The sequence below is a fragment of the Roseateles aquatilis genome, assembly GCF_002205645.1.
Lineage (GTDB): Bacteria > Pseudomonadota > Gammaproteobacteria > Burkholderiales > Burkholderiaceae_C > Roseateles > Roseateles aquatilis.
Window position 1 is genome coordinate 97,913 of record NZ_NIOF01000020.1, and the last position, 14,371, is coordinate 112,283.

Annotated in this window: 14 protein-coding genes and 1 pseudogene; 8 read left to right on the top strand and 7 right to left on the bottom strand. The window is 65.4% G+C overall.

Translation table 11 applies throughout. The features are described 5' to 3' along the window. Positions 1–192 precede the first annotated feature (192 nt). The 4 genes from CDN99_RS26140 to CDN99_RS26155 all read left to right on the top strand — a co-directional run bounded on the left by CDN99_RS26140 (position 193) and on the right by CDN99_RS26155 (position 5,026). Positions 193–1,623, top strand: a complete 1,431-nt coding sequence (locus CDN99_RS26140) for a TolC family protein (protein ID WP_016445621.1) — start codon at positions 193–195, stop codon at positions 1,621–1,623. Beyond that, the gene (locus CDN99_RS26145) at positions 1,620–2,654 is read left to right on the top strand and encodes an HlyD family secretion protein (RefSeq protein ID WP_016445622.1); all 1,035 of its coding nucleotides are present in this window, start codon (positions 1,620–1,622) and stop codon (positions 2,652–2,654) included. The genes CDN99_RS26140 and CDN99_RS26145 overlap by 4 nt, the downstream gene beginning before the upstream one ends. A gap of 65 nt (positions 2,655–2,719) precedes the next feature. Further along, positions 2,720–3,835, top strand: a complete 1,116-nt coding sequence (locus tag CDN99_RS26150) for an ABC transporter permease (protein WP_088388390.1) — start codon at positions 2,720–2,722, stop codon at positions 3,833–3,835. 54 nt (positions 3,836–3,889) lie between these two features. Beyond that, positions 3,890–5,026: an ABC transporter permease gene (locus tag CDN99_RS26155; RefSeq protein ID WP_375134483.1), complete on the top strand. Its 1,137-nt coding sequence runs from the start codon at positions 3,890–3,892 to the stop codon at positions 5,024–5,026. On the opposite strand, the pseudogene CDN99_RS29690 reads toward CDN99_RS26155, so the two are convergent. Then, a pseudogene (locus CDN99_RS29690) lies at positions 4,962–5,526 on the bottom strand (MFS transporter); the annotation flags it as partial. The gene CDN99_RS26155 and the pseudogene CDN99_RS29690 sit on opposite strands and share 65 nt — an antisense overlap. Positions 5,527–5,910: 384 nt before the next feature. Here CDN99_RS29690 and CDN99_RS26165 point away from each other — a divergent pair. Then, positions 5,911–6,279 (top strand): glyoxalase superfamily protein, encoded by a 369-nt coding sequence (locus CDN99_RS26165; RefSeq protein WP_088388392.1) that lies wholly within the window; start codon positions 5,911–5,913, stop codon positions 6,277–6,279. Positions 6,280–6,473: 194 nt separating this feature from the next. Here the strand turns inward: CDN99_RS26165 and tnpC are convergent, their stop codons facing one another. From tnpC to CDN99_RS26185, 4 genes are all read right to left on the bottom strand, one after another. Further along, positions 6,474–8,048, bottom strand: coding sequence for an IS66 family transposase (gene tnpC / locus CDN99_RS26170; protein ID WP_375134476.1), 1,575 nt, complete (start codon positions 8,046–8,048; stop codon positions 6,474–6,476). A 63-nt stretch (positions 8,049–8,111) separates the two neighbouring features. Further along, positions 8,112–8,444: an IS66 family insertion sequence element accessory protein TnpB gene (tnpB, locus tag CDN99_RS26175; protein WP_141101002.1), complete on the bottom strand. Its 333-nt coding sequence runs from the start codon at positions 8,442–8,444 to the stop codon at positions 8,112–8,114. Next, positions 8,441–8,848: an IS66-like element accessory protein TnpA gene (gene tnpA / locus CDN99_RS26180; protein WP_141101003.1), complete on the bottom strand. Its 408-nt coding sequence runs from the start codon at positions 8,846–8,848 to the stop codon at positions 8,441–8,443. The genes tnpB and tnpA overlap by 4 nt, the downstream gene beginning before the upstream one ends. 159 nt (positions 8,849–9,007) lie before the next feature. Next, entirely contained in the window at positions 9,008–9,256 is a 249-nt protein-coding gene (locus CDN99_RS26185; RefSeq protein ID WP_088388367.1) for a helix-turn-helix domain-containing protein, read from the bottom strand. A gap of 119 nt (positions 9,257–9,375) precedes the next feature. Between CDN99_RS26185 and CDN99_RS26190 the strand changes: the two genes are divergently transcribed. Together CDN99_RS26190 and CDN99_RS26195 are read left to right on the top strand one after the other, a co-directional pair. Beyond that, on the top strand, positions 9,376–10,509 hold the full coding sequence (locus CDN99_RS26190) for a hypothetical protein (RefSeq protein WP_088388369.1): 1,134 nt from the start codon (positions 9,376–9,378) through the stop codon (positions 10,507–10,509). 2 nt (positions 10,510–10,511) lie between these two features. Further along, positions 10,512–10,979, top strand: a complete 468-nt coding sequence (locus CDN99_RS26195) for a hypothetical protein (RefSeq protein ID WP_088388371.1) — start codon at positions 10,512–10,514, stop codon at positions 10,977–10,979. A 136-nt stretch (positions 10,980–11,115) separates the two neighbouring features. On the opposite strand, the gene CDN99_RS26200 is transcribed toward CDN99_RS26195, so the two are convergent. Continuing rightward, positions 11,116–12,696: an AAA family ATPase gene (locus CDN99_RS26200; RefSeq protein WP_088388373.1), complete on the bottom strand. Its 1,581-nt coding sequence runs from the start codon at positions 12,694–12,696 to the stop codon at positions 11,116–11,118. A gap of 119 nt (positions 12,697–12,815) precedes the next feature. Here CDN99_RS26200 and CDN99_RS26205 point away from each other — a divergent pair, with 119 nt between their 5' ends. Further along, on the top strand, positions 12,816–13,574 hold the full coding sequence (locus CDN99_RS26205; RefSeq protein WP_016445637.1) for a helix-turn-helix domain-containing protein: 759 nt from the start codon (positions 12,816–12,818) through the stop codon (positions 13,572–13,574). An 18-nt stretch (positions 13,575–13,592) separates the two neighbouring features. Here the strand turns inward: CDN99_RS26205 and CDN99_RS26210 are convergent, their stop codons facing one another. Further along, positions 13,593–14,201, bottom strand: coding sequence for a DUF7281 domain-containing protein (locus tag CDN99_RS26210; RefSeq protein WP_238139711.1), 609 nt, complete (start codon positions 14,199–14,201; stop codon positions 13,593–13,595). Positions 14,202–14,371 lie beyond the last annotated feature (170 nt).

The window sequence follows — 14,371 nt, forward strand, 5'->3', positions numbered from 1 at the left end:
CGCAGTCTAGGTCCTATAAAAGAGCTGTCTCAGCAGGCTTGCGCTCGCACATGCCCACCGGTAATGATTTGTCTCGTGTAGCGGCCGGCCGACGCTGAGAAAATCGATCTCTTGCCGAGAGATTTCCAGCTGAAGAGGCAGGACATCCTGTTGTTTTCTCTCTACACTATTCAAGAGAGCCTGGAGCCATTCATGAAGTTCAGCTGCTATCCCGTGACCCTGTGCCTGCTGCTGGCAGCGGCGTTGCCGATTCGGGCGCAGACGACTGCCGCAGCTCAGGCCATGAGTTTTGAGCAGGCCAGGGCGGCGTTTCTGGAGCGTTCGGATCAACTGGCGGCCTCGGCCAAGGCCGTGGACAGCGCCCGCCTGCGCCGCGAGGGCATGCAGGGGCTAGGCGGCCCGTCGGTGGCCATCACCGGCATGGGCTACCGCTATTCGGCCAATGTCGACCTGGACCCCGACCCGGCGCGCCGCGCCCTGGGCAATGGCATCTCGCACCTGCCGCCGCAGCTGGGCGGCGCCGTGGGGCAGTTGCCCAGCCTGCCGGCCAATTACGACCTGCAGCGCAAGAGCAATGTGGCCTCGGCCAGCCTCTCGGCCGTGTGGCCCATCTACATGGGCGGTCTGGGCGATGCGGTGCGCGGCGAACTTGACGCCATGACCGATGAAGCGCTGGCCGATGCCGCCACCAGCGCCGACCAGCTCAACACCTTGCTGGTGCAGCGCTACTTCACGGCCCAGCTGGCCGAGCGCGCCGCGGCCCTGCGCCGCCGCGCGCTGGAGGGCGTGCGCGCCCACGACGACGCGGCCCAGCGCATGCTCAAGGCCGGCGTGATCGCCCAGGTCGAGCGGCTGCAGGCCAGCGCGGCCCTGGCCGATGCCCAGCAGCAGGCGCGCAAGGCCGACGACGATGCGCGCCTGGCACGCAGCGCCTTGCTGCGTACCGTGCACGTAGCAAGTGGGGTGGGCGGTGTGCGCCCCAGCTCCCCCTTGTTCGTCAGCAGCGAGGCCTTGCCGCCGCTGCAGCAGTTTCTGGACGCGGCTCAGAGCCACCACCCGGGCCTGAGCAAGGTGGCGGCCAAGCGCCGCCAGGCCGAGTCGCTGCACGATGCCAGCGAAGCGCTGCGCAAGCCGCAGGTGCTGGCCTTCGGCATGCGTGAAGTCAATACCTCGGGCAAGCCCAACTGGGTGGCCGGCGTGGCCGTGCGCTGGACGCTGTGGGACAGCATTGACCGCGACAAGCTCTCGGCCGCCGGCCAGCGCAAGGTGGAGCAGGCCGAACTCACCGACGCTCAGGTGCGCTCCGACATCGCGCTGCTGGTCGAGAAGAACTGGCTGGCCGTGGAGCAGTCGCGCACCCAGTATCTGTCCGGCCAGGCCCAGGAGGATCTGGCGCGCGAGCTGCTGCGCTTGCGCGCGGCCGGCCTCAAGGAGGGCACCAGCACGGCGCTGGAGCTGATCGACGCCCAGCTCAACCTGGCCAAGGTGCAGACCGAACGCGCCGCCGCCGCCAACCAGTATGTGCAGGCCCTGGCCGCCTTGCTTGAAAGCACGGGACAGACCGACGACTTCACCCGCTACATGGCCCGTGCCGATATCCAGATCAAAGCAGACGCTCCATGAATACACCCGTACCGACCCCGTCACCCTCCAGCCCTGAAGTGCCGAAGCAGGCCAGGCGCCTGCCTGTGGCCGCGCTGATCGCCATGGCCGCCGTGCTGATCTTCATCATCTGGGGCTTCTGGCGCGCTGCCCAGCCTGCGGCCCCGTATTTCCAGGGCCAGATGGAGGCGCGTGAGGCCGATATCGCGCCCAAGGTCACGGCCCGCATCTCCAAGGTGTATGTGAGCGAGGGTCAGATCATCCAGCCCGGCGACCTGCTGGTGGAAATGGACAGTCCCGAGGTGCAGGCCAAGCTGGCCCAGGCCCAGGCGGCCCGGGATGCGGCCCAGGCCGTGGCCGCCAAGGCCAGCAACGGTGCCCGGCCCGAGGAGGTGCAGATGGCCGGCCTGAGCTGGCAGCGCGCCCAGGCAGCGGCCGAGCTGGCCAGGACCTCGTACGACCGCGTGCAAAGCCTGTTTAATCAAGGGCTGGTTTCGGCCCAGAAGCGCGACGAGGCCCAGACCAACTGGCGCGCCTCGGATGCCCAGGCCCGGGCTGCCAAGGCACAGTACGACATGGCGGCCAGCGGTGCGCGCGCGGAGGACAGGACCGCCGCTGCCGCCCAGGTGCGCCAGGTCGATGGCGTGGTGGCCGAGGTCAAGGCCGCCGAAGCCGAGACCCAGCTGCGCAGCCCCGTGGGTGGCGAGGTGGCGAATGTGCTGGCCAAGCAGGGTGAACTGTCGCCCCAGGGCGTTTCGGTGGTCACCGTGGTGGACCTGAACGACCAATGGGTGGTGCTCAATGTGCGCGAGGACCAGCTGCAGCGCTTTGCGATGAAGAGCCGCTTCACGGGCCGGCTGCCGGCGCTGGACAACCGTGAGGCCGAGTTCGAGGTGTACTTCCTCGGCGTGCTGCCCGACTTCGCCACCTGGCGCACCACGCGCGGCAGCCAGGGCTTCGATGCGCGTACCTTCGAAGTGCGGGCGCGGCCAGCCAAGCCTATCGAGGGCGTGCGCCCCGGCATGAGCGTCATTGTCGAGGGTGGTGCGTGAGTCCCTTTGCCGCCAGCCTGCGCCGCGAATGGGGGCGGCTGCGGGCCAGCCCCTGGGACTGGGCCATGGTCAGCTGGCTGCCCATGCTGGCCCTGGGCCTGATGTGCTGGATTTTTTCGGCCGGCCAGCCTTACCGGCTGCCTATCGCCGTCTGGAACGAAGATCCTTCCTCGCTGTCTCGCCAGCTGGTGCGCATGCTGGCAGCCACACCGGGGCTGGAAGTGCGCCAGATCGTGCTCAACCGTGGCGAGGCCGCCGATGCGCTGCAGCGCATGGACGTCTATGGCGTGGTGCATATTCCGCCAGACCTGGCGCGTGACGTGAAGCATGGTGCGGGCGGCGCCATCACGCTGCTGCACAACGCACAACTGGCCACCGCATCGAGCCTGCTGCAGCGCGATGTGCGCCAGGTGGTGGGCACGCTGTCGGCCGGTGTTGAAATGCAGGCTGCGGCCAAGCGCGGCTCGCCCCACCAGGCGCTGCGCGTGCAAATGGAGCCCATCAAGACCCAGCTGGTGGCGCTGTTCAATGTCTCCACCAATTACGAGCAGTTCCTGGCCGCCACGCTGGTGCCCGCGCTGATCCATATCCTGGCCATGACGGCCGGTGCCTGGTCCGTGGGCCGCGAGCTGCGCGAGCACACCTTGGGTGAGTGGCTGAGCCCGGATGGACAGTCCGCGAGTCTGGCCAGAGTGGCGGCGGCCCTGTTGGGCAAGCTGCTGCTGCCGGCCGTGCTGCTCTGGGGCAGCGGCATGGCGGCTTTGCTGTATTTGGCGCAACTGCGTGGCTGGAGCGTGGCCGGCAGCATGGCATGGATTGGCGTGGGGCTGGCGGCCCTGGTGGTGCTGAGCCTGGCGGCGGGGGCCGCGCTGGCGGGCGTCACGCTTTCGCTGCGCACGGCGCTATCGGGCACGGGCCTGCTGTCGGCCCCGGCCTTCGCATTCAGCGGCGTGGGCTTTCCGCTGCTGGCCATGACGGGCAGCGCGCGCGGCTGGGCCCTGGCCATGCCGTATACGCATTACGCGCGGCTGCAGATGGAGCAGTGGCAGATGGGCGCGCCCGTGGCCCAGACCCTGCCCGTGGTCTGCGGACTGCTGCTGGCGGCGCTGGTACTGCTGGCGTTGGCCTCGGCCGGCCTGCTGCGCGGCCTGAGGCGGCCCGACAAATGGGGAGGGCGCTGAGCCATGGACGCCCAAACCGGTTTTCTGCGCCTGTGGCTGGACAGCCTGGTTGCGATGCTGCGCGACAAGGGTGCGGTCCTGCTGCTGCTGGGGGCGCCCGTGCTCTACGGCTTTTTCTACCCCTGGTTCTACAGTTCCGAAGTGGTGCAGCGCGTGCCCGTGGCCGTGGTCGTGCAGGACAACTCGGGCCTGGCCCGGCAGATGTTGCGCTTTGCCCAGGCCAGCCCGCGCATCCATCCGCAGCTGGTCACGGCCGATGAAGGCGAAGCGCGCGCGGCCGTGCTGCGCGGCGAGGTCATGGGCTATGCGCTGCTGCCGCGCGATCTCAAGCGCGATGTGCTGCGCCGCGCGAATGTGGTGATTCCGGTCTACGCCAATGGCGCCTATCCCTTGGTCAGCAAGCAGGTGCAATACGGTTTTGCCGAGGCTTTCGGCACCGTCTCGGCCGGCGTGGAGATCAAGCGTCTGCAGGCCGGTGGGCAGAGCGCACCGCAGGCGGCCGTGAGCCGCTCGCCCGTGAACGCCCAGGCCGTGGCCCTGTTCAACCCCACCGAAGGCTATGGCAGCTTCGTGGTGGCGGCCGTGTCCGTGCTCATCCTGCAGCAGACGCTGCTGATGGGCAGCGCGCTGCTGGTCGGTACCTGGCGCGAGCAAGGTGCCGACCGCGTTGGCTCGCGCCAATGGCTGGCGCGGCTTTTGGCACTGTGCGTACCGGGCTGGCTGGCCGGGCTGTTCTATTTCGGCTGGATCTTCATCTGGCAGGACTTTCCGCACGGCGGCAACCCCTGGGGCGCGCTGGCGCTGCTGGCCTGCTTTGTGCCGGCCGTCGTGGGCTGCGCCTGCCTGCTGGGCTGGTGGCTGGCCGATCGCGAGCGGGCCCTGCAAGTGGTGCTGTTTTCCTCGATTCCACTGGCGTTTCTGGGAGGCTTCACCTGGCCCGTCGAGGCCTTGCCCGAGCCGCTGCAGTGGCTGCGCTGGCTGTCGCCCAGTACGGCGGGCATAGAGGCCTCGCTGCGCTTCAATCAGCTGGGTGCGCCTTTGCAAGCTGGCCTGTCGCAACTGTCCTGGCTGGCCACCATGGCTCTGTTGACCTGGGCGGCCGTGCTCTGGCTGGGAGCGCAGCCGCAGCCTGCACCTTGGCCCGCTCGGCGGGGCGGAAGCACTCGGTCAGCAAGGCCGTGGCGCCGATAAAGCCGAAGTTCCAGCCCACGCCCAGCAAATCAGCGAGCCCCAGAAAGTGAAACAGCTCCAGACCCAGCAAGGCAAGCATGCTGGCCGTGGCAATCATCAGCATGCCCAGAGCCGCGATGGGGCGCTTGCCAAAAACGTGCAATCAGCTTGCCCGTGAAGAAACTGGGCACAAACATGGCCAGCACATGCCACTGTATGCCCATGGCCGCCTCGCCCACGCTGTGGCCGCATCCCACCATCGCCATGGGGGCGGCCGTCATCAGAAAGCCATCAGCCCATAGCTGACCATGCCGGCCGCGCAGACCACGATGAACTGGGGGTGAGCGCGCGATTTCTGCCAGCGGGCGGGCATCGCAGCCACAGCGCTCTTGGCCTGCGGAGGTGGCAGACGCAGCCCCATGAGCAAGGGCAGGGCCAGCAGGGCTAGCGCCGCCTGGCTGTAGAAGCTGCCCGCAAACGGCGTGGCCGGCAGGGCATCGCGCGTCCCAGATCACTACCTTCCGGATGCACTGTCGGCGCTGTACGCGCATCCTTGTGGCGGGAGCAAGCATGGCTGCAGCGGTTCGCGCCCTCATCGTCGAAGCGCACCCCTTCTCACGCCTCGCCAAGCTTCGCGCTGAGGATGGCCAATCGTTGGTCCTGACTAGGCATGCTGCCGGGTTCGAGCGAATAAGCATGCGAGAGGGCTCCTGGCTCATCTGTGAGCTGGACTTGGAAAGGCATTCAGTCGTCGCAGTGCAGCACTGGCAGAATCCGCCAGAAGGTGGTAAGCGTCCTGCGAACCCACCTTGACAACTCGAACAGCTGCTGGGCAGCGGGAGCGGGATTTGACCCCCTCCCTTGCCCGATTGTCGGCGAGCGCAATCTACGTGATGCTTGCGCTCATGAGACTCTCTTCGACCACCCCGATCCTGCGCATCTTCGACGAAGACAAGGCGCGGGAGTTCTACGTGCAGTTCCTTGGCTTCCAAGTCGACTGGGAGCACCGCTTTGAACCGGGACTTCCGCTCTATCTCCAGGTTTCCCGTGATGCCTGCGTGCTTCATCTCTCCGAGCACCACGGCGACGCCTGTCCTGGCGCCGCGATGCGTATCGAGACAAGCGATATTGAAGCGCTCCATATGGAACTGGCCGGACGGCGCTACGGCAATGCCCGTCCCGAGTTGGAGGAGACGCCCTGGGGTTCCAAGGACGTCACCGTGAAGGACCCGTTCGGCAACCGTCTGACGTTCACCGACGCTGTCAGCACCTGATGCAGAAGCCGCGGCCGCCTATGGCCGCTTCTAGCCTGAAGCGGCGGTTGCACTGCTGCGAGAGTGGCCCGTGTCCTGTGCGCCGGTGCGGTTCCGAGGCGCTGTAGTGCTACTCAAGCGGCTCGTTTCCAGCGATGCGGCAAGAGATCGTCGGGAACCGTCCGGTGAACCCGTCCTAACGACGGCGAGGCGGATTAGAGCGCGGCTGCCGGCGGATTCCAACGGTGAGGAAGCAGCTCGTCGATTTGGCTGGCTGGATGCGTCGGCAGCCGCTCGAGGATGTCCTTCAGATACGCGAAGGGATCGTGCCCGTTGATGCGCGCCGAGTGCACCAGGCTCATGATGGCAGCCGCTCGCTTGCCTGCTCGCAGGCTTCCCGCGAACAGCCAGTTCGACCTTCCCAAGGCGATCGGGCGGATCTGGTTCTCGACCCAGTTGTTTGAGATCGGCAGGGCGCCGTCCTCGAGGTAACGCGTCAGGGCCTCCCACCGCTTGAGGGTGTAGTCGATCGCTTTGGCCGTGGCCGATCCGTTCGGGATCTGTTGCCTCTGGGCGAGCAGCCAGCGGTGAAGGAGTCGCGCCACGCGTCGTGACTTGCGCTGTCGGATTCGTCGTCGCTCCTCAGGCGTGAGCGCGGCGATCTCTTCTTCAATCTTGAACAGTAGCTGGAAGATTTTCAACGCGCGCTCGCCGACTTGGCTGCCGTGATTCGCCCACAGTTCGTGGAACTTGCGCCGAGCGTGCGCTGCGCATCCGACCTCGGTTACCCCGAGATCGAAGCTCGCCTTGTAGCCGCTGAAGCCGTCGGTGACGAGCTTTCCCTTCCAGGGCGTGTGGCTCTGCAGACCGAGGAACTCGCGCACGTTCTCGCCGCTGCGCGTTTCGGCAAAGTTGAACACCACCGCCTTCGTTGGGTTGTAGCGGGTCGTGCAGTACGTCCAGATGTAGGCCTTGTGGGTCTTCTTGTTTCCTGGCTTGAGCATCGCCACCGGCGTCTCGTCGGCGTGCAGCACGGGGTGACGCAGCAGCTCTGCCGACAGGGCGTCGACCAACGGCTGCAGTTGGACTCCACATTCGCCGACCCACTGCGCCAGGGTGGAGCGCACAATCGCCATCCCCGCGCGCTGGAAGATGAACTCTTGCCTGTAGAGAGGAAGATGGTCCAGGAACTTCGCTACAAGCACCTGGGCCAGCAGCCCGGCGGTGGGAATGCCCTTGTCGATGACGTGCGGCGCCACCGGCGCCTGCACCAACTTCTCACAGCAGGCGCAGACCCACTTGCCGCGAACATGCCGCTCGACGGTGAATACGCCCGGCTGGTAGTCGAGCTTCTCCGCGACGTCCTCGCCAATGCGCTTCATCGGCGCTCCGCAGCCGCACGTAGTGTCCTCGGGCTCATGGCGAATTTCGCGCCGCGGCAGATTCGCCGGCAGTGGCTGGCGCTTGGGACGCTTCTTGTCTTCAGCCTGCTGGCTCAACGGCTGCAGCGCGTCGATCTCGGCGGCCACGGCCGCCAAGTCCATGTCCAGCGTCTCTTCGAGCAGGCTCTTCTGCTCAGCGGTGTAGGCCTCGCTCTTGGCGGCGAACTTCAGTCGCTTGAGCACTGCGTTCTCGTGCGTGAGCTTGTCGATGACGGCCTGCTTGAACGCAACCTCGTGCTCTCGCTTGGCGAGCAGCTGGTCCTTGAGCGCCATCTCCGCCCGTGCTGCGCGCAGTGCCTGGCGCAGTTGCTCGGGATCGAGGGTATCGAGTTGCTCGTCGGCGATCACGAGTTGTGATCGTGCCGAGGGCGGAGGCCGTGCGCCATCGGCGTATGCCGCAATTGATCTGCTCTACAACACCGTGATGATCGCGGCCTCGCCGATGCGCTGCCACGGCAGACCAAGCACCAACATGTCGAACTGCTCACGCGTGAGGGTCAGCTTGCCGGCCCCGTCCCTCGGCCAGACGAACCTTCCACTGTTGAGGCGCCGGGCAGCGAGCCACACTCCGATGCCGTCATGCACCAGCACCTTCATCCGGTTTGCCCGGCGGTTGGCGAACAGGTAGGCGTGGTGGGGGCGCGCCTCGCCAAAGACCTTCACCACGCGCCCGAGCGCGGCCTCGGTCCCGGCACGCATGTCCAGCGGCTCGACTGCCATCCAAACGGCGTCGACGCGGATCACCGCAAGAGCTCGCGCAGCCAGCACTCGGCGGCAAGACCGCCGGGCCAAGTGACGACCACTATGGTGGTGCCCCGGCGGACCTCGAGACGGATGTCGCTGAGGGGTTGAGGCGGGGCCGCGGAGAGTGGCGGCAACTGCACCGGCAGGAAATCCGGGCCTGATGCACCGGTGGAGGCCGCCGGCAAGGCCTTGGAGTGCCGGTCCAACGCTGGATCCCTTATCGCTTCGGCGTCGCGCACCCAGCGTCGAAGTAGGTTCGCGTTGATGCCGTGTGCCATGGCCACTGCGGCCAGCGACACGCCGGGCTGCGCCGCCGCGGCCACCGCAACCGCCTTGAACTCGTCGCTGTGGAATCGCCGACGTCGGGGAGAACCCTCCGAAGGCTGGTCTTGGATAGTGTGCACGTGTCCACCAATGCGTTAGTGGACACGAGCATCCTAGGCCTGTTCGCCGACTTCAAGATGAGTTCGGCGGACGCTTACAGTTGGGCTGCGCGAATCTGTGGAAAACCAGTCGTGGCGGACTTGGTCCATCCCACCACAGAGCAATCGGCGACTCAACCCTTAGTCCAAGACCTTGAATCGCTCCGGATCGACAAGGTCTTTGAGCGGGATCTGCAGGGCGTCAGCCAGCAGCCCCATGTTGTCGATGGACACGTTTCGCTCTCCGCGCTCTACCTCGCTGACGTACGTCCGTGACAGCCCTGCATCAAGTGCCAGGGCTTCCTGAGAAACGTCGCGCAGACGGCGGGCCAGGCGCAGGTTGGCCGCAAAAACCATTCGAGCTGACTGCTTTTCCTTGTTCTTCGTCATGCAGCCAAGCGTGACCACTCACGCCCGCACAGGCTACAAGCTATGAGAGACTTAATGTCAACCATAAGTGACGTTAAGTCGTTAATGGGCAGATGAAAGTAGCCTATGGGAGAAGATGAATGAGGATCGCTATTTGCCTATTCTTCGCCGCCATGATCTTGGCCGGCTGCACTACGACGGAACAGCCGGATGGCAGTACTCGCGTGTCGGTGTCGTTGCGCGACAAGCTCGGCCTGCAGCCCAGGAACGCAGCCAGGGCATCGGCCAGCACTCCTGAGGCCGCCCCAGCCGCTGACGCCGCACGGGCTCCTGCACCGACTTCCGGTGCAGGGAGGCAGAGTGATATCCCTTCGAGCGCTCCTGCTGCACCGCGCGTCTCGGAGACAAAGCTGGCGGGTGTCTTCGCGAAGCATCCCTACGACGGAACGTCCAAGACCTACTTCCCACGCGTGGCTGTCACGGTCACGGACTGGTCTCGCAACGACTGCTGGATCGGTACGGCCACCATCTGGTGGAGCAAGACCAAGTCCGAAGCGGTGCCCGCCTTCTCTGTGTGCTGGGGGCAGTCGGTGGGGTACGCGGTCAACAACGCCGCCAATTTGCACCTCTTCATGCAGCAGATGGCTGTCGAGCACAGCGGCAATGTCCGCACCGTTGGCCCCAAGCCGCCCATGCTGGCCATCCCCGACCGGCAGCCGATCAGCGAGCGGCAGCAGCTCGCTTTTCAGGGGTTTGTCCAGCAACTGGTGCTAGACACCGGCTGGCAGCCGGGCGCACCGACCAATCTCTGGTTGGTAGGGTATGACGCCAACGCGGTCATCAAGCCAACCGTGCGGCCTGCCTCCAGCAACGGAGCGTCGCAGCCCGTGGACGCCAAGACCAAGGCGCAGCTCGAACAGGCGCTGAGCTGCACGGCCATCGGTCCACGATTTGAACTGGCTGAGTCGCTGCTCAAGCAGTCGGGATGGAATTCCGATCAAGGCGTCACGCCGGTCACGCTCACCGAGCCCGTCAAGGTCTATGGGGTCAGCGTCCGCAAGGTAGCAGTGTCACGTGACGGGGGTGAGCAAACCTACCGCAGCTACTTGCCCGGCCTTACGGTCCAGCAGCTTGCGAAATCAGGCTCGTTGAAGCTGGGCAAGGACGGCAAGACCTATGGCCGTTTGACCAAGGTCGGCATGCTGTCGGCGGGCATGGAGGGCGGCGAAGCCACGCTGACCTGCACAGTCAATACCGAAGGCTCGGAGGGCTGACCATGGCGATGCAATGCCCGAGTTGTGGCAGCACGCTCATCCAACCGATGGCTGTCGTGCATGCGGGTGGCACCCAGCAGTTCCACGCAACGCACACGGCGGTCACCTCAGATGGGCAGTTTGTTCAAGGCAGTAGCCAGGGCTCCCAATCCACGGCGCTGGCTCAGCATTGCGCTCCGCCCGCGCCGCCGTCACCGCTACCGTTCATCGGAGCCTATGGGATCGGCGGCATCGTCATCTACATGTCGATGACGGTGTGCCCGCTGTTGGCACGTGAATGCGTGTACGTCGGCTTGGCGGGCCTGGGCTACAACTGGAAGCAGGCAGCTGTGGGCGTGGGACTCATCGCGCTGGGCTGGCTGCTGATGAAGGGATGGCGTACCCAGGCGAAGGCCTACAGCGCCGCGAAGCGCCGGTGGCAGAGCACCTGGTTTTGCCATGCATGTGGTCAGGCCCACCAGCGGGGGTGAGGGCGGCAGCGATTACCGTAATTACCGTATTTACCGTATTTACCGTAATCGCCTGGTTGCGTCCTACGGATGTCGCAGAGGCTAGATGCACGCTGAAACGCTCACAAGCTTACTGGGCGTGCGGCGTTGTGCGGTGTCAGGCCACGAACCCCATTGCCTTTCGGGGCGAGCTGCCGAGGTCAGGCAGGTCGCACACCCGAATGTGATCCCGCTCGTCCCGTGCTGCCCGCCCCAGCGCGCGCTTCAACGCCAGCCCCAAGGTTCTCGGCGGCAAGTTCTTCAGCTTGTCCAGCACCTGGTCGTCCAGCGTCGGCGCAAAACCTGACCCCCAAGGGCTCTCGGCCCGCATGCGGCCATACATCTGTCGAGCGATGTGGGCCACCTGCTCTGGCGTCGGGGCCTGTACATGCAGCACCGTCATGCGCGACAGAAGTGGTGCTGAGATGCTCTCGATGCTGTTGGCCGTGGCGATCCAGTTCACGTGGCTGGCGTCGATGGCGAAATCGCGGATCGAGAGGTCGATGAAGTCGCGCGCGCTGCGAGGTTCCAGCAGGGTATAGAGCGCCGCGAGCGGGTCGTACTGACGTTGCTGGTCAGTCTTGTCGAGCTCATCCAGCACGATCACCGGATTGGCCAGCGGCTGGTAGGCCAACTGCTCAAACACCACGCCAGGCTCCGAGTTCGACCAGAACGATTCCGACCCGGCCAGCGGCGAGCTGGACTGGGTGCTGGCCATGTCGATCACACGGAAGGGAAGGCTCAGCCGCGCAGCCAGCCAGCGGGCGGCCTCTGTCTTGCCAATCCCGGCAGGACCGACCAGCAGGATGGGCGACCATGCCACACGGCCATCGCCCATCGCATGCAGGGCGAAGTGGTCGTGCAGTACCTCGGCCAACTCAGCGAAGTTGGGGAAGTCGCGCTGGAAGTCTTCGATCAGCTCTGTCCAGTCATCGGGCAGCTCACCCAGCTTGCGGCGTTCGTGGCCAGCGGCCCGGATGCGCTCGGCGATGTACTGCGCCCGCTTGGCCTTCTCGTCGGGTTTGGCGCGGTGGCGCTCGACAAAGCTGCGCAGGCCTGCGGCGTCCAGAAACGCGATCTGGGGTGTCGCCCGAGGTGCCTGCGGCGCAGGCTGCGCTGGCGCCGCTGCTGGTGGCTTCCTGTCTGGCAGAGACTGCACCAGCGCGTGCACGGCGTCGTCGATGGACGGATCGAGCGGCTCACCACGCACCGACTTCTCGGGCTTGGTGGCGGCTGGCAGCAGCCCTGCAGCTACAGCCAGTTTGTGATTGCGCTTGAGGTCTTCGGCGAAGAGCCCGATGGTGGCCTCGTGCTGCTTGCAGCGTACTCCCTGGCCTGCGTTCGCATCGCCACCAATCACCGGCGCCGAGCAAACTGGGCAGTGTTGTTGGGCAGCATGCCGAGCGGCTTCGATCAGATCCAACAAAGCCCTGTCTCTGTTGATGCTGGCGCCCACCAGTTCCACCCGCAGGCTGAGCTTGTCGCGCTGGGTGGTGGCGCAAAACAGCGGCAGGTGGCGGTAGTCGGCCGGCTTCATCAGCAGCTCGCACTGGCCCACGAAATGGGCCAGCACCGCCAAGTGGCCAGGGGCGGGCTCCACCACCTGCTTGGCCAGCCATGGGTGCTCGGCTTTCAAGCCCGCCACGCGAGCTTGGTAGGAGGCGCGGCTCATGGGGCGACGGCTGTTCGGACGAGTCATGGTGGTCTCTTTCGATTCACTATAAATTACTATAACAAGACATGACGCGATGATCCAGTGTTCGCTTGCTGCGTTTGTCTTGGTTATAGTGATTTACTGTGATTCTTTTGGAGGCCGACATGTCTGCCTTGAGCAGCGAGCAACTCCCCATACTGGCCGGCGCGCTCTTGCGTCTGCGAGGCCTCACGTTGGCAGCGGTGTTTGACGCCACCGGCATTCGCGCGGCCAACCTGTCTGCATGGCTGAAAGGCAGACCGCAGGTCATCTCTGCGGCGCGCGTGACGGCGTTGCTTTACCACCTGGGTGTCCAAGGTGGGCAGCTTCGGTCAGACATGGTTCACACCTGGAGCGACCAAGGTGAATGGGCACACCTGCGCACCGTTTTCAACCTGCTTCAGGAGCCAGTGGCGCCCCGATGCTTGTTTCTCGATGAGCATCCGGGCATGTCCCATACAAGATTTCTGCAGTGGGGCGAGGCATGGGTTCGGCTGTCTCTCACGCCGGGGCCGACTGCGCAGGACGATTTGGCCGCGATGGTCAGCCCCGACCGAATGATCGTGCTGCCCGTCGCGCTGGAGGGCATCCCCACGCAAGACCCGCCAGCGACCGCTTCTGCGCTCTTGAGCCTCGCCGAGCAGAGTGGGCAGGAGATTCCTACTGGCGAACTGGCCCATGGCTTCATGCAACGCCTCGGGGCGCCACCTGGGCAGGACTTTGTGCTCACGAACGGCGACTCATTGGGCTGGCGCATTTTGGAGGTGAGCTTGCGCAGTGCGATGCGCAGGGGGTTGAGCCCCACCCAATTGGCATTGAAGATAGAGACGATGCGTCTCGATGAAGACGACTTCCCCCGTCCAGGCAAAGCCAAACCTGGCTGAACTGCCGAACGAACGCGACTAGGACGCGGGCAGCCAGACCGCTTCCTGCTCCAGTGCCATTCCCAGGTGCTGCATCTGCTCGGTCAGCTCGCGCACGGACGGCGGTAGTTGCGCTACGGCGGTGGTGAAGTGGCGCAAGGTGTCCCGCCATATCTGGACGCTGCCATAGCGCGCCAGCTTGCTTTCCCACTGCGGCATCAGCCAGAAATCGCAAGCATCGCCCAGCGCTTCACGAAGTCGCGCGAAGTTGCTCAGGCCCACGCCGTCATAGTCGGCAAAGAGGATCACCTGGCTGGCACGGGGGCGATGACCCAGCCATGACAGTAGCCTGCCGTCGAGCTGCCCGCCGTAGTACAGCAGCGTGGCCTGCGTGCCTTCGGGCAGCCAGTCCGTGCGATCAAACAAGGCTTGGTTCTCGACGAGCCAGAGCGCTTGCTCTGAGTGCCAGGCGTCATCTGACTGAATGGAAAGTGAGGCCGCACCGAAGTCGCGTGTGGCAGCACTCAGTGGCAACTCCGCGCCCCTTTTGACCTCACGCCAGCTGACTGTGTCGCCGACCGCCTTGAGCAGCGGGTAATGGCTGCCGTGTTGATGGCGCCGGGCCTTGCTGTCGCGGGCATGGGCCACGTGCTGTGCGCGCAGAGGGAGCTGTTCGGCGATTGACGGCTCCACCTGAGGGGAGAGCTGCGACTGAATCGACCCGGGTCCAGTAGACACCTTCGAGCCTCAAACTGAGGCCCAATCGGAGGTGCCATGCAAAGCAAGCAACCCTACCCAGAAGAATTCAAGATCGAGGC

Coding starts and splice junctions, on each gene's coding strand:
- CDN99_RS26205 (WP_016445637.1), top strand. CDS start 12,816: ATGTCTGCCTTGAGCAGCGAGCAACTCCCCATACTGGCCGGCGCGCTC.
- CDN99_RS26195 (WP_088388371.1), top strand. CDS start 10,512: ATGGCGATGCAATGCCCGAGTTGTGGCAGCACGCTCATCCAACCGATG.
- CDN99_RS26155 (WP_375134483.1), top strand. CDS start 3,890: ATGCTGCGCGACAAGGGTGCGGTCCTGCTGCTGCTGGGGGCGCCCGTG.
- CDN99_RS26185 (WP_088388367.1), bottom strand. CDS start 9,256: ATGACGAAGAACAAGGAAAAGCAGTCAGCTCGAATGGTTTTTGCGGCC.
- CDN99_RS26140 (WP_016445621.1), top strand. CDS start 193: ATGAAGTTCAGCTGCTATCCCGTGACCCTGTGCCTGCTGCTGGCAGCG.
- CDN99_RS26200 (WP_088388373.1), bottom strand. CDS start 12,696: ATGACTCGTCCGAACAGCCGTCGCCCCATGAGCCGCGCCTCCTACCAA.
- CDN99_RS26190 (WP_088388369.1), top strand. CDS start 9,376: ATGAGGATCGCTATTTGCCTATTCTTCGCCGCCATGATCTTGGCCGGC.
- CDN99_RS26150 (WP_088388390.1), top strand. CDS start 2,720: ATGGTCAGCTGGCTGCCCATGCTGGCCCTGGGCCTGATGTGCTGGATT.
- CDN99_RS26145 (WP_016445622.1), top strand. CDS start 1,620: ATGAATACACCCGTACCGACCCCGTCACCCTCCAGCCCTGAAGTGCCG.
- CDN99_RS26165 (WP_088388392.1), top strand. CDS start 5,911: ATGAGACTCTCTTCGACCACCCCGATCCTGCGCATCTTCGACGAAGAC.